Origin of the sequence: Pseudomonas sp. URMO17WK12:I7 (assembly GCF_003269045.1) — a bacterium.
Classification (GTDB): Bacteria; Pseudomonadota; Gammaproteobacteria; order Pseudomonadales; family Pseudomonadaceae; genus Aquipseudomonas; species Aquipseudomonas putida_J.
This window is the reverse complement of sequence record NZ_QLTL01000013.1, coordinates 83543-97222: the sequence shown is the minus strand read 5'-3', so window position 1 is coordinate 97222 and position 13680 is coordinate 83543. Positions and strand designations below refer to the sequence as shown.

The window sequence follows — 13680 nt, the reverse complement described above, 5'->3', positions numbered from 1 at the left end:
GTTGTGGTGCTTGTGAGATCGAGCGCCGCCCGCGCGGCGCATCGCGGATAAATCCGCTCCTACATTTGTTGCAACGTGGCCATGCCTGTGAGGCCATGGTTGTCAGCTTTGTTTGCAAGGCTCAAGTCGTGCGCGAGGCAGGCGACCGTGGCCTGGCAGGTTCGGCACGTTGCAACAAATGTAGGAGCGGATTTATCCGCGATGCGCCGCGCGGGCGGCGCTCGATCTCAGAGGTGCTGACCCCCCCTCGTCAAACCCCTCCCCCGGCCCACCGCCGCAAACGCCTGCAGCTGCGGATAGAACTCGCGAAAATCCGCCAGCAACGGCTCATACAGCCGCTCCAGCTCGGCCATCACCCCGACCATCCCTTCCGGCCGCGACAAGCGCCGGGCAATGCCATTGAACACCTGCTCCAGCGTGGCAAAATCGCCATACGCCCCCAGCCAGTCATCCGCCGCCATGAATGGCGCAATCCGCGCCAGCCGCCCCGGCAGCTCGGGTTCGGCCAGCAGCACCTGATAAAAATCCCCGGTGAACTGCACCAGTGGCTGCTCGGCGTAATCGCCCCAATGCCGCGCCAGGCAATGGTCGAAAAACACATCCAGGACGATCCCGGCAAAGCGTCGCCGCTCCCGCGGGAAACGCGCCAGCGCCGCCAGTACCAGGGGATGACGGTCGGTGTAGCTGTCGATATGCCGATGCAGCCGGATCGCCGCTTCCAGCGCAGGCGGGAAGCGGCCCTCCAGCGAGCCTTTGACGAAGTCGCCATACAGGCTGCCAAGCAGTTGTTGCGGCGCCGGGCCGCCCAGGTGCAGGTGTGCGAGGTAGTTCATGAGCGCAGTCTAGCACCGCCACCCCGTATATCGTTATAACGCGATATAGCGATTCGCGCTCAGCTCAGAACCTCTTCATATTTGTATATCGCGAAATACCGATGTACGTTTCGCCCTATCGCGATATACCGCTACAGCACGAGCCATAACCCCATGCCACTCGATCTCGACGAAATCATAAAAGCACTGGCCCACCCGGTCAGGCGAGAAATCCTCAGCTGGCTGAAAGACCCGGCAACGCATTTCCCCGACCAGTACCACAGCACCGAAAACGGTGTCTGTGCCGGGCAGATCGACCAACGCTGCGGGCTGTCGCAGTCGACCGTGTCGGCCCACCTGGCCACTTTGCAGCGGGCCGGTCTGATCAGCAGCCAGAAGGTCGGCCAGTGGCACTTCTTCAAACGCAACGAAGCCACCATCGAGGCGTTCCTCGACCAACTGCGCCAAGCGCTTTGACAAGGCAGGTAACCGTTATGACCACGCTTTTCGATCCGATCCAACTGGGCGATGTGCAATTGCCCAACCGTATCATCATGGCCCCGCTGACCCGCTGCCGCGCCGATGAAGGCCGCGTGCCCAATGCGTTGATGGCCGAGTACTACGTGCAACGTGCCAGTGCCGGCCTGATCCTCAGCGAGGCGACATCGGTCAGCGCCATGGGTGTCGGCTACCCCGACACCCCAGGCATCTGGAACGACCAGCAGGTGCGTGGCTGGCACAACGTCACCCAGGCCGTGCATGGCGCTGGCGGGCGTATTTTCCTGCAACTGTGGCACGTTGGCCGTATTTCCCACCCCAGCTACCTCAATGGCGAGCTGCCGGTGGCGCCCAGCGCCATCCAGGCCAAGGGCCACGTCAGTTTGGTACGCCCGCTGAGCGACTACCCGACCCCGCGCGCACTGGAAACCGAAGAAATCGCCGACATCGTCGAGGCTTACCGCAGCGGTGCCGAGAACGCCAAGGCCGCTGGCTTCGACGGCGTGGAGATCCACGGCGCCAACGGTTACCTGCTCGACCAGTTCCTGCAGAGCAGCACCAACCAGCGCAGCGACCGTTACGGCGGCTCGCTGGAAAACCGTGCGCGGCTGCTGCTGGAAGTGACCGATGCCGCCATCGAAGTGTGGGGCGCTGGCCGCGTCGGCGTGCACCTGGCGCCGCGCGCCGATGCCCATGACATGGGCGATGCAGACCGAGCCGAAACCTTCACCTATGTGGCACGTGAGCTGGGCAAGCGCGGCATTGCCTTCATCTGCTCGCGGGAGAAGGAAGCCGACGACAGCATCGGCCCGCAGATCAAGGCGGCATTTGGTGGGCCGTATATCGTCAACGAGCGCTTTGACAAGGCCACTGCCAATGCGGCATTGGCGGCGGGCAAGGCGGATGCGGTGGCGTTTGGTGTGCCATTTATTGCCAACCCGGACCTGCCGGCGCGGCTGGCGGCCGATGCGCCGTTGAACGAGGCGCATCCGGAGACCTTCTATGGCAAGGGGCCGGTGGGGTACATCGACTATCCGCGCCTGTAATCGAGATCGCCGGGGTCGCTTTGCGGCCCATCGCGACACAAGGTCGCTCCTACAGGAAAGACGCGATCCTTTGTAGGAGCGGCCTTGTGTCGCGAAAAGAGGGCGAAACCCTCCCCTGCGGCCTCAAGGCCGGGAATTGATCTGCTGCTGCAGGTTCTGAATCTGGCTCTGCAGGGTATTGAGGTTACGCGTGGTCTGCCCGCGGAACGCATCGAATTCCTGCACCGTCGCCCCGCTCGACGACGCTGAGCGGTTTTCCATCTGGGTCTTGAGCACCAGCACATCCTGCTCCAGGCTTTCGACAGCAGCTTTCTGATTACCCTGCTTCTTCAGCGCAGCCACTTCATCGTTCAGGGTCTTCAGCTGGCCATCGAGCTTGCCGCCATCGACCTGCCCCGCCTTCAGCGCCGTCAGCTCTGCATTCACGGCCTTCAGTTGCGCCTGCAGCTGGGTCTGCAACTCGGTCACTGCCTTCTGCTGCTCACGGGTATCTGCCAGCACCTGTTCCAGACGCTTGCCCAGGTCCCCGGCCTGCCCCGCCACGCCTTGCTGCTGCTTGCCCTGCTCGGCCAGGCTGGCCTGCAACTGACGGATCTGCAGCTTCAGTGCTTCGCTGCCCGTGGTACTCGACGTCTCGCTGGCATCAACCTTGCCGCTGATTGCCTGCAAACGCCCGGCAGCTTCTTCGCTGATCCGCGCAAAGCTTTCCTGGGTGGCCACCAGTTGCTGCTCCATCAGCGAGATCTGCTGGAAGCTCCACCAGCCCAGCCCCGCCAAGGCGATGAACGATGCCCCCAGCAACGCCCACAGTGCCCCGCTGCTGGCTGGCCTTGCCGCCTTCTTGCGGCTGCGCGAGACGTGCGCGGGCAGCAGCTCGTCGTCATCGGGGGTACCTGCCCGCAAGGTGGGCACGTCATCAAAATCATCGTGGGCATCGTTACGCATAGGTGGCATCAACCGCGGTGGTAGCAAAGAGACATGAGTATAAACCGCTCGCACGGCGCACTGATGACCATCATCTGCAGATCTGGTTCACTGCCCCAGCGGTTGATGCTTCCACCAGGCGCAGAATTCATCCAGCGCGGTCCACAGGCTGACCTTGGGCTGGTAATCCAGGTATTGGCGGGCGCGGCTGATATCCAGGGTGAAATCACGGCTCATCACCTGCATGCCCAGGCGCGACAATGTCGGCTGCGGGCGCCCGGGCCAGAGCATGCAGGCGGCTTCGTTAAGGGCGGCAAGGCTGTAGGCCAGGCCATATGAACGGTAGCGGGTAACCTGCGGCAGCTGCATCTGGCGCATCACGTAGTTGACCACGTCCCACAGCGGCAGCGGCTGGCCGTTGCTGATGTTGTAAGCCTGGCCAAGCGCGCGGTCTTCGGCGAACAACGCGCTGAGCAGTGCCTCGTTGAGGTTGTGCACGCTGGTAAAGTCGACCTTGTTCAGGCCGTTGCCGATGATGGCCACACGGCCCTTGCGCTGCATCTGCATCAAGCGCGGGAAAATGCTCGCATCCCCGGCCCCGGTGACGAAACGTGGGCGCAGCGCAAGCACTTCCAGGCCGAACTCCTGGGCACCGAACACTTTCTGTTCAGCGATGTGTTTGGTCTGCGCATAGTGATCGTGGAAGCGGCGCGGCACCTGATCTTCACGGATCCCCAGGCGCGAGCGGCCATTGAAATAGATCGACGGCGACGACAGGTGCACCAGCCGCCGCACATGCTCCTTGAGGCAGCCTTCGACGACATTTTCCGTGACCACCACGTTGCCCTGGTGGAAGTCCTGGTAACGCCCCCAGCTACCCACGGCGCCCGCGCAATGCACCACGGCCTCGACCCCCTGGCAAAGGCGACGGGCCAGTTCAGGGTCACCCAGGTCGCCAGGAATGAACTGTGCGCCTCGCTTGACCAGGTGCTCCACGCCTTCGGCACGCCGGCCGCTGACCCGCACAGCCAGGCCCTGTTCAAGGGCAAAGCGCGCGAAGCGCCCGCCAATGAAGCCGCTCGCGCCGGTGACCAGAATTTGCATGTATGACTCCGCCTTGATTTCAGATGCAACAGACGCCAGCCGCCGCTACAACGGCACCAGCCAGTGCTGTGCCGTATGCCGCAGATGTTCGGTCAGTTGCGCGAGCAGGTGCCCGCCGTTGCGCCAATGATGCCAGTACAAGGGCACATCGATGGGGGTATCGCTGCAGATTTCCACCAACTGGCCATTCGCCAACTGTTCACGGGCCTGCAGTTCGGGCACCAGGCCCCAGCCCAGACCGGCCTCGGTCATGCGCAGAAAACCTTCGGACGAAGGGCACAGGTGGTGCAGGAAACCGTCCTGAATCCCCAGCGACGCCAAGTAACGGTGCTGCAGGAAATCGTCCGGCCCATAGACAATGGCCGGCGTGCGCGCCAGGCGCTGCGCCTCGAACCCCTGCGGGAAATAGCGCGCCATGAACCCTGGGCTGGCCAGCGCTCGATAGCGCATCGCCCCCAGCGGCAAGCTGCGCGCCCCGGCCACTGGCCGCTCGCTGCCACACAGGCAGGCTGCCACTTCACCGGCGCGCATGCGCTTGAGGCCGACTTCCTGGTCTTCTACCACCAGATCGGTGAGCAACTGATGCTCAGCGCAGAACACCCCTACCGCGCCGGCCCACCAGGTCGCCAGGCTGTCAGCATTGAGGGCGATACGCAGGCGCTCGGGCATGCCTTCTTCGTCCAGCGCTGGCACCTGGCGCTGCAGGTCGCGCTCAAGAAGGCGTACCTGCTGCACATGGTTGAGCAACTGGCGGCCGACCTCGGTCGGGCTCGGCGGCGTGGCACGCACCAGTACCGGCTGGCCAACCCGCGCTTCGAGCAGCTTGATGCGCTGCGAAATGGCCGACTGCGAAAGCCCCAGCACCTGTGCAGCACGCTCGAAACCGCCTTGCTCGATCACCGCCGCGAGGGCAGCCAGCAGCTTGTAGTCGAACATCGATTTTCCTAATGACGGATCAGCGCTATTTGTTTTTCTTATACAGCGCTGATTGCCACAATGGCCAGCATCTTTTACGGCAGTTCATTCCTGGAGCACGCGCCATGTGGCAAAGCTATCTCAACGGCATGCTGGTGGCCTTCGGCCTGATCATGGCCATCGGTGCACAAAACGCCTTCGTCCTCGCCCAGAGCCTGCGCCGCGAGCACCACTTGCCGGTGGCTGCGCTGTGCATCGTCTGCGACGCCATCCTGGTGGCAGCCGGGGTGTTCGGCCTGGCCACGGTGCTGGCGCACAACCCGACGCTGCTGGCCATAGCCCGCTGGGGCGGCGCGGTTTTCCTCATCTGGTATGGCGCCAAGGCGCTGCGCAGCGCGTTTTCCAAGCAGAGCCTGCAGCAGCAGGAAGGCCAGGGCATGCGTTCGCGCCGGGCAGTATTGCTGAGCGCACTGGCGGTCACCCTGCTCAACCCGCATGTGTATCTCGACACGGTGCTGCTGATCGGCTCGCTCGGTGCCCAGCAGACGGCTCCAGGCGCCTACGTGGCTGGGGCGGCCAGCGCCTCGCTGCTGTGGTTCTCGACCTTGGCGATCGGTGCTGCGTGGCTGGCACCGTGGCTGGCACGGCCAGCGACCTGGCGGATGCTCGACCTGATGGTGGCGGTGATGATGTTCGCGGTGGCGGCGCAGTTGATCTTCAACTGACCTGGGGCTTGTCACAACATTTACAGCGCCTGTGAGATCGAGCGCCGCCCGCGCGGCGCATCGCGGATGAATCCGCTCCTACATCTGTTTCGGGCCAGTTCCGCCTGTGAGATCACCTTTGTCAGCCTTGTTTTTTCCCTACAATTTCGAGGTGGGTGGCAAGGCGGGCAGCCCATATGGCGCAGGACAGACTGGCCCGAAACAGATGTAGGAGCGGATTCATCCGCGATGCGCCGCGCGGGCGGCGCTCGATCTCAAAGGCAACACAAGCATCAAGGCAGGCCCCCAGACAAACACCGCCGGTCGGCGGCCGCCAACCGCTCTGGAACCTCTATTCCCTATCTTTGTTGCGTGGTTATGCGCCGGGCCCGGTGCTATGATCCAGCCCTTGCGTCGCAAAGAGTACAAACTCGCCGACGTACATCGGGCCGCCCGTGATCGGCCTTGCGCAAACCGCAAACAGACCTGAATCAGGAGATCCACCATGGCTTTTGAATTGCCGCCGCTGCCATACGCCCACGATGCCCTGCAGCCGCACATCTCCAAGGAAACCCTGGAGTTTCACCACGACAAGCACCACAACACCTATGTCGTGAACCTGAACAACCTGGTCCCAGGCACCGAATTCGAAGGCAAGACCCTGGAAGAGATCGTCAAGAGCTCTTCGGGCGGCATCTTCAACAACGCCGCTCAAGTCTGGAACCACACCTTCTACTGGAACTGCCTGGCACCAAACGCCGGTGGCCAGCCGACCGGTGCCCTGGCTGACGCCATCAACGCCGCTTTCGGTTCCTTCGACAAGTTCAAGGAAGAGTTCACCAAGACTTCGGTTGGCACCTTCGGTTCCGGCTGGGGCTGGCTGGTGAAGAAAGCTGACGGTTCCCTGGCTCTGGCCAGCACCATCGGCGCCGGCTGCCCGCTGACCAGCGGCGACACCCCGCTGCTGACCTGCGACGTCTGGGAACACGCCTACTACATCGACTACCGCAACCTGCGTCCGAAGTACGTCGAGGCGTTCTGGAACCTGGTGAACTGGAAGTTCGTTGCCGAGCAGTTCGAAGGCAACACCTTCAAGGCCTGAGTCACTCAGCCCTGAACGAAAAGCCCGGCCCTGTGCCGGGCTTTTTTGTGCCTGACAGTTTTCCCGCAGGGTCTTGATCAGCGCGCATAGCGCGCTAACATCAAACGTCTGGAAGTTTGATGGCGCGCGCTCAAGTTGCAGGGTCGGGCAACCGATACACTACCCAAGGTCGGCCGATAGTGTATTGCCAACGTTAATGGCAAAATGATGCCATGCGCATGGATTAAGGAAACCCCATTGAAGCTGGAATTGCGGAACAGCTTATCGGTCAAGTTGCTCAGGGTCGTGCTCCTTTCGGCGCTGGCGGTCGGCGTCGTCCTCAGTTGCGCGCAAATCGTCTACGACACCTACAAGACCCGCCAGGCGGTCAACAACGACGCCCAACGCATTCTCGACATGTTCCGTGACCCCTCCACCCAGGCGGTGTACAGCCTCGACCGGGAAATGGGCATGCAGGTCATGGAAGGCCTGTTCCAGGACGAATCGGTGCGCATGGCCTCGATCGGCCACCCCAACGAAACCATGCTGGCAGAAAAGTCCCGCCCGCTGCAGGACATGTCGATGCGCTGGCTGACCGACCTGATCCTCGGCCGGGAACGCACCTACACCACCCAACTGGTCGGCCGCGGACCGTACAGTGAGTATTACGGCGACCTGAGCATCACCCTCGATACCTCGTCCTATGGCGAAGACTTCCTGGTCAATGCGGTGATCATCTTCATTTCCGGGGTGCTGCGCGCCCTGGCCATGGGCCTGGTGCTGTACCTGGTCTACCACTGGTTGCTGACCAAGCCGCTGTCGAAGATCATCGAACACCTTACCCAGATCAACCCTGATCGCCCCAGCCAGCACCAGATCCCGCTGCTCAAGGGCCACGAGAAAAACGAGCTGGGCATCTGGGTCAACACCGCGAACCAGCTGCTGGCCTCGATCGAGCGCAATACCCACCTGCGCCACGAAGCCGAGAACAGCCTGCAGCGCATGGCCCAATACGACTTCCTCACCGGCTTGCCCAACCGCCAGCAACTGCAGGAGCAGCTCGACAAGATTCTCGCCGACGCCGGCCGCCTGCAGCATCGCGTGGCCGTGCTGTGCGTAGGCCTGGACGACTTCAAGGGCATCAACGAGCAGTTCAGCTACCAGACCGGCGACCAGCTGCTGCTGGCCCTGGCCGACCGCCTGCGCGCCCACAGTGGCCGCCTGGGTGCCTTGGCGCGCCTGGGTGGCGACCAGTTCGCCCTGGTCCAGGCCAATATCGAGCAGCCCTATGAGGCCGCGGAGCTGGCCCAGAGCATCCTTGACGACCTGGAGCTGCCATTCGGCCTCGACCACCAGCAGATTCGCCTGCGTGCCACCATCGGCATCACCCTGTTCCCCGAGGACGGTGACAGCACCGAGAAGCTGCTGCAAAAAGCCGAGCAGACCATGACCCTGGCCAAGGCCCGCTCGCGCAACCGCTACCAGTTCTATATCGCCAGCGTCGACAGCGAAATGCGCCGCCGCCGCGAGCTGGAAAAGGACCTGCGCGAAGCCCTGCCGCGCAACCAGCTGTACCTGGTCTACCAGCCGCAGATCAGCTACCGCGACCACCGCGTGGTCGGCGTCGAGGCCCTGCTGCGCTGGCAGCACCCGCAGCTGGGCATGGTCCCGCCCGACCAGTTCATCCCGCTTGCTGAGCAGAACGGCAGCATCATCAGCATTGGCGAATGGGTACTTGACCAGGCCTGCCGGCAACTGCGCGAATGGCACGACATGGGCTTCAGCGAACTGCGCATGGCGGTCAACCTGTCCACCGTGCAGCTGCACCACAACGAGCTGCCACGGGTGGTCAACAACCTGCTGCAGGCCTACCGCCTGCCACCGCGCAGCCTGGAGCTGGAAGTGACCGAGACCGGCCTGATGGAAGACATCAGCACCGCTGCCCAGCACCTGCTGAGCCTGCGCCGCTCCGGAGCGATGATTGCCATCGACGACTTCGGCACCGGTTACTCGTCGCTCAGCTACCTGAAGTCGCTGCCGCTGGACAAGATCAAGATCGACAAGAGCTTCGTCCAGGACCTGCTCGACGACGATGACGACGCCACCATCGTTCGCGCCATCATTCAGCTGGGCAAGAGCTTGGGGATGCAGGTCATCGCCGAAGGCGTGGAAACCGCCGAGCAGGAAACCTACATCATTGCCCAGGGTTGCCATGAGGGTCAGGGCTACCACTACAGCAAGCCGCTGTCGGCGCGCGAGCTGACCAGTTTCCTCAAACAGGCGCAGCGCAATCAGGTCTCCGCGCTGTAACGCCTGCCCCTGCGATTACAGGCCGTGACGCGCATTTACATGAATTGCGCGCCCGCCCCTTTACAGCAAATGCAAATCTTTCGCATGATGTTGCCGTTTCGCGTGCCACGGCGCACGGCCCAACCCCATGGTCCAACCACACGACGCAGGAAACCCACAATGATTCGAATGCCTCTGGCCTCCGCCAGTCTGCTGGCCATCGCCATCGCTCTCGCCGGCTGCGGCGAAGGCAAGGATGAAAAGGCCGCCGCTCCGCAAGCTCAGGCACCTGCTGCTGCCAGCACCACCGCTGCGGCGCCCGGGGCTTTCGACGAAGCGGCCGGCAAAGCTGTGGTCAAGCATTACGCTGAAATGGTCTACGCCGTGTACAGCGACTCGCTGAGCACCGCCAAGACCCTGCAGACCGCCGTCGACGCGTTCCTCGCCAAGCCCAACGACGAAACCCTGAAGGCCGCCAAAGAGGCCTGGGCCGCCGCGCGCGTTCCGTACCTGCAGAGCGAGGCGTTCCGCTTCGGCAACACCATCATCGACGACTGGGAAGGCCAGGTGAATGCCTGGCCGCTGGACGAAGGCCTGATCGACTACGTCGACAAGAGCTACGAGCATGCCCTGGGCAACCCGGCGGCCAGCGCCAACATCATCGCCAACACCGAGATCCAGGTCGGCGAAGAGAAGGTCGACGTCAAGGACATCACCCCTGAGAAGCTGGCCAGCCTGAACGAACTGGCAGGTTCCGAAGCCAACGTCGCCACCGGCTACCACGCCATCGAATTCCTGCTCTGGGGCCAGGACCTCAACGGCACCGGCCCAGGCGCCGGTGCCCGCCCGGCGTCCGACTACCTGGAAGGCAAAGGCGCCACTGGCGGCCACAACGACCGTCGTCGTGCCTACCTGAAGGCGGTCACCGAGCTGCTGGTCAAGGACCTCGAAGAGATGGTCGGCAACTGGGCGCCGAACGTCGCCGACAACTACCGCGCCACGCTTGAAGCAGAGCCTGTGGCCGATGGCCTGCGCAAGATGCTGTTCGGCATGGGCAGCCTGTCGCTGGGCGAACTGGCCGGTGAGCGCATGAAGGTTTCGCTGGAAGCCAACTCGCCGGAAGACGAGCAGGACTGCTTCAGCGACAACACCCACTACTCACACTTCTACGACGCCAAGGGCATCCGCAACGTCTACCTGGGCGAGTACACCCGCACCGACGGTACCAAGATGACCGGCCCGAGCCTGTCCTCGCTGGTGGCCAAGGCCGACCCGGCAGCCGACGCTACCCTCAAGGCCGACCTCGAAGCCACCGAAGCGAAGATCCAGGTAATGGTCGACCACGCGCTGAAGGGCGAGCACTACGACCAGCTGATCGCCGCCGACAACGCTGCCGGCAACCAGATCGTGCGCGATGCCATCGCCTCGCTGGTCAAGCAGACCGGTTCGATCGAGCAGGCTGCAGGCAAGCTGGGTATTGCCAACCTGAACCCGGACACCGCCGATCACGAATTCTGATCAGCAGTTGCGGTTCACCAAGAGGCGGCCTTCGGGCCGCCTTTTTTGTGCCGGCCTCTTCGCGGCTAAAACCGCTCCTACAGGAACTGCGCTGTACCTGAAGACTGTGGGGTCCCCGTGGGAGCGGGCTTGCCCGCGAAGAGGCCGATACAGGTTCATGAAAATGCTGGCATTTCACATCCTTTTCACCCGGGTAATTGCAAATTGCTCTTATTCAAACAACGCCGTCCTGCTAAGCTTGCACGCCGGTTTTTCGTCCACGCCCAGGATTTTGCATGTCCTCGTCGCTGTCCCGACTCTCCCCTCTGCTGCTAGCCCTCGCCCTTGCCGCCTGTGACGACGCCCCGCGCTTCACCCAGGCCGAGCCCGGCGAAGCGCTGTCTGGTGGCCAGGCAACGGTTCAGCGCGACGACCGCAAGGCGTTTTCCCTGCCCTCGGCCAACCTTTCGGCCGAGCGCCGTCTGGACTTCGCCGTGGGTAACAGCTTCTTCCGCAGCCCTTGGGTAATCGCCCCGTCCACCACCACCGCGCGCGACGGCCTGGGCCCGTTGTTCAACACCACGGCCTGCCAGAACTGCCACGTGCGTGACGGCCGTGGGCACCCGCCGGAGCCCGGCGACAGCAATGCCGTGGGCATGCTGGTACGCCTGTCGATCCCCGACCAGCCTTACCTGGCCAAGGAGATCGAGCGCCTGGGCGTGGTCCCCGAACCCGTCTACGGCACCCAGTTGCAAGACATGGCCATCCCCGGCGTGGCGCCGGAAGGCAAGGTGCGGGTGAGCTACACCACCCAGACCGTCAGCTTCAAGGACGGCCACTCGGTCGAACTGCGCCGCCCGACCCTGCAGATCACCCAGCTTGGCTACGGCCCGATGCACCCCGACACGCGCTTCTCGGCACGGGTGGCCCCGCCAATGATCGGCCTCGGCCTGCTCGAAGCCATCCCCGAGGACGCCATCCTGGCCAACGAAGACCCGGACGACCGCAACCACGACGGGATCCGCGGCCGCGCCAACCGGGTCTGGGACGACGCACAGGGCAAGACCGTGATTGGCCGCTTCGGCTGGAAGGCCGGGCAGCCCAACGTCAATCAGCAGAACGTGCACGCCTTCAACGGTGACATGGGCCTGACCAGCACCTTGCAACCAAAGGACGACTGCACCCCGGCCCAGGTCGATTGCCTGGCCGCGCCCAATGGCGACGGTGAAGGCGACGAGAAGGAAGTCAGCGACAACATCCTGCGCCTGGTCACCTTCTACACCCGCAACCTCGGCGTGCCTGCCCGTCGTGACGTCAACGCACCGCAGGTGCTGGCCGGCAAGAACCTGTTCTTCCAGGCCGGATGCCAGGCCTGCCATGTGCCGCAGTTCACCACCGCCGCCAACGCCGCCGAAGCGGAACTGGCCAACCAGGTGATCCGCCCCTACAGCGACCTGCTGCTGCACGACATGGGCCCGGGCCTGGCCGACGAGCGCACCGAATTCGCCGCCAACGGCCAGGACTGGCGTACCCCGCCGTTGTGGGGCATCGGCCTGACCGAAGCGGTCAGTGGCCACACCCAATATCTGCACGACGGCCGCGCCCGCAACCTGCTCGAAGCCGTGCTCTGGCATGGCGGCGAAGCCCAGCCGGCACGCGACCATGTTTTGACCTTCAATGCCGAGCAGCGCGCCGCGTTGCTGGCCTTCCTGAACTCACTTTAAAACGCGCAAGGAGCCGGGCATGTTCCGACCCAAACTGTTGTTCACCAGCCTCGCCGCACTCGCCCTGGGTGCCTGCTCGCCGCAGGACCCGCAGGCAGTGACTTCCGCCGCCATCGCCAAACAGGTGATCCTGCCGACCTACAGCCGCTGGGTCGAAGCCGACCGCCAGCTGGCCGTCAGCGCCCTGGCCTACTGTGAAGGCAAGGAAAGCCTGGACACCGCACGCGCCGACTTCCTCAATGCGCAAAAAGCCTGGGCGGAACTGCAGCCGCTGCTGGTCGGCCCGCTGGCCGAAGGCAACCGCGCCTGGCAGGTGCAGTTCTGGCCCGACAAGAAGAACCTGGTCGGCCGCCAGGTCGAGCAACTGGTCAACGGCGACAAGCCGGTCGATGCCGCCGCCCTGGGCAAGGCGAGCGTCGTGGTTCGCGGCCTGTCGGCCTACGAGTACATCCTCTTCGACAGCAAGCCGGACGTTGCCACCGCCGAGCAGAAAGCCCGCTACTGCCCGCTGCTGGTCGCCATCGGCGAGCACCAGAAGGTCCTGGCCGAGGACATCCTCAAGAGCTGGAACAGCACCGACGGCATGCTGTCGCAGATGACCAAGTTCCCCAACCAGCGCTACGCCGATTCCCACGAGGCGATCGCCGACCTGCTGCGCTCCCAGGTCACCGCCCTGGATACCCTGAAGAAGAAGCTGGGTGCGCCAATGGGCCGCCAGAGCAAGGGCATCCCACAGCCGCTGCAAGCCGAAGCCTGGCGCAGCCACTCCTCGCTCAAGAGCCTGGAAGCCACCCTCAAGGCCGCCCAGACGGTGTGGGTCGGGATCGACAACCAGGGCCTGCGCGGCCTGCTGCCCGGCGATCAGAAAGCCCTGGCGCAGAAGATCGACGACGCCTACGCTACGGCGCTCAAATTGCTGGCCGACAACCAGAAGACCCTCGGCGAGCTGCTGGCCGACGACGCCGGGCAGCAGACCCTCAACCAGATCTACGATGCCCTCAACGCCGTCCACCGCCTGCACGAAGGTGACCTGGCCAAGGCGCTGAACATCCAGCTGGGCTTCAATGCCAACGACGGTGACTGATC

At 63.7% G+C, this 13680-nt stretch carries 12 protein-coding genes; 8 read left to right on the top strand and 4 right to left on the bottom strand.

What is annotated here, in order from left to right:
- Positions 1 to 227: 227 nt before the first annotated feature.
- Positions 228 to 833, bottom strand: coding sequence for an acyl carrier protein phosphodiesterase (locus tag H040_RS18950; protein WP_050437192.1), 606 nt, complete (start codon positions 831 to 833; stop codon positions 228 to 230).
- Between the two features lie 153 nt (positions 834 to 986).
- Between H040_RS18950 and H040_RS18945 the strand changes: the two genes are divergently transcribed.
- Positions 987 to 1289 carry an ArsR/SmtB family transcription factor gene (locus H040_RS18945; protein ID WP_027917954.1) on the top strand — a complete coding sequence of 101 codons (303 nt, stop codon included), beginning with the start codon at positions 987 to 989 and terminating at the stop codon, positions 1287 to 1289.
- A gap of 17 nt (positions 1290 to 1306) precedes the next feature.
- A complete protein-coding gene (locus H040_RS18940) occupies positions 1307 to 2356 on the top strand; it encodes an alkene reductase (protein WP_027917955.1) in 1050 nt (349 codons plus the stop codon).
- A gap of 123 nt (positions 2357 to 2479) precedes the next feature.
- Here the strand turns inward: H040_RS18940 and H040_RS18935 are convergent, their stop codons facing one another.
- The 3 genes from H040_RS18935 to H040_RS18925 all read right to left on the bottom strand — a co-directional run bounded on the left by H040_RS18935 (position 2480) and on the right by H040_RS18925 (position 5320).
- The gene (locus tag H040_RS18935; protein WP_027917956.1) at positions 2480 to 3301 is read right to left on the bottom strand and encodes an ATPase; all 822 of its coding nucleotides are present in this window, start codon (positions 3299 to 3301) and stop codon (positions 2480 to 2482) included.
- Positions 3302 to 3388: 87 nt separating this feature from the next.
- Positions 3389 to 4384 (bottom strand): NAD-dependent epimerase/dehydratase family protein, encoded by a 996-nt coding sequence (locus tag H040_RS18930; RefSeq protein WP_027917957.1) that lies wholly within the window; start codon positions 4382 to 4384, stop codon positions 3389 to 3391.
- A gap of 45 nt (positions 4385 to 4429) precedes the next feature.
- A complete protein-coding gene (locus H040_RS18925; RefSeq protein WP_027917958.1) occupies positions 4430 to 5320 on the bottom strand; it encodes a LysR family transcriptional regulator ArgP in 891 nt (296 codons plus the stop codon).
- Between the two features lie 104 nt (positions 5321 to 5424).
- Between H040_RS18925 and H040_RS18920 the strand changes: the two genes are divergently transcribed.
- The 6 genes from H040_RS18920 (at position 5425) to H040_RS18895 (ending at position 13678) form a co-directional block, all read left to right on the top strand.
- Positions 5425 to 6024, top strand: coding sequence for a LysE/ArgO family amino acid transporter (locus H040_RS18920; protein WP_027917959.1), 600 nt, complete (start codon positions 5425 to 5427; stop codon positions 6022 to 6024).
- Positions 6025 to 6508: 484 nt separating this feature from the next.
- Complete coding sequence (locus H040_RS18915) at positions 6509 to 7105, top strand: superoxide dismutase (RefSeq protein WP_027917960.1); 597 nt, start codon at positions 6509 to 6511, stop codon at positions 7103 to 7105.
- 237 nt (positions 7106 to 7342) lie between these two features.
- Positions 7343 to 9394, top strand: coding sequence for a putative bifunctional diguanylate cyclase/phosphodiesterase (locus H040_RS18910; RefSeq protein ID WP_027917961.1), 2052 nt, complete (start codon positions 7343 to 7345; stop codon positions 9392 to 9394).
- Positions 9395 to 9553: 159 nt separating this feature from the next.
- Positions 9554 to 10891: an imelysin family protein gene (locus tag H040_RS18905; protein WP_027917962.1), complete on the top strand. Its 1338-nt coding sequence runs from the start codon at positions 9554 to 9556 to the stop codon at positions 10889 to 10891.
- Positions 10892 to 11166: 275 nt separating this feature from the next.
- Positions 11167 to 12594: a di-heme oxidoreductase family protein gene (locus H040_RS18900; RefSeq protein WP_027917963.1), complete on the top strand. Its 1428-nt coding sequence runs from the start codon at positions 11167 to 11169 to the stop codon at positions 12592 to 12594.
- A gap of 19 nt (positions 12595 to 12613) precedes the next feature.
- On the top strand, positions 12614 to 13678 hold the full coding sequence (locus tag H040_RS18895; RefSeq protein ID WP_027917964.1) for an imelysin family protein: 1065 nt from the start codon (positions 12614 to 12616) through the stop codon (positions 13676 to 13678).
- Positions 13679 to 13680 lie beyond the last annotated feature (2 nt).

Bases quoted from the DNA above. Each gene is read 5' to 3' on its own strand.
- H040_RS18900 (WP_027917963.1), top strand. From the start codon at position 11,167: ATGTCCTCGTCGCTGTCCCGACTCTCCCCTCTGCTGCTAGCCCTCGCC.
- H040_RS18945 (WP_027917954.1), top strand. From the start codon at position 987: ATGCCACTCGATCTCGACGAAATCATAAAAGCACTGGCCCACCCGGTC.
- H040_RS18940 (WP_027917955.1), top strand. From the start codon at position 1,307: ATGACCACGCTTTTCGATCCGATCCAACTGGGCGATGTGCAATTGCCC.
- H040_RS18950 (WP_050437192.1), bottom strand. From the start codon at position 833: ATGAACTACCTCGCACACCTGCACCTGGGCGGCCCGGCGCCGCAACAA.
- H040_RS18915 (WP_027917960.1), top strand. From the start codon at position 6,509: ATGGCTTTTGAATTGCCGCCGCTGCCATACGCCCACGATGCCCTGCAG.
- H040_RS18895 (WP_027917964.1), top strand. From the start codon at position 12,614: ATGTTCCGACCCAAACTGTTGTTCACCAGCCTCGCCGCACTCGCCCTG.
- H040_RS18925 (WP_027917958.1), bottom strand. From the start codon at position 5,320: ATGTTCGACTACAAGCTGCTGGCTGCCCTCGCGGCGGTGATCGAGCAA.
- H040_RS18920 (WP_027917959.1), top strand. From the start codon at position 5,425: ATGTGGCAAAGCTATCTCAACGGCATGCTGGTGGCCTTCGGCCTGATC.
- H040_RS18930 (WP_027917957.1), bottom strand. From the start codon at position 4,384: ATGCAAATTCTGGTCACCGGCGCGAGCGGCTTCATTGGCGGGCGCTTC.
- H040_RS18935 (WP_027917956.1), bottom strand. From the start codon at position 3,301: ATGCGTAACGATGCCCACGATGATTTTGATGACGTGCCCACCTTGCGG.
- H040_RS18905 (WP_027917962.1), top strand. From the start codon at position 9,554: ATGATTCGAATGCCTCTGGCCTCCGCCAGTCTGCTGGCCATCGCCATC.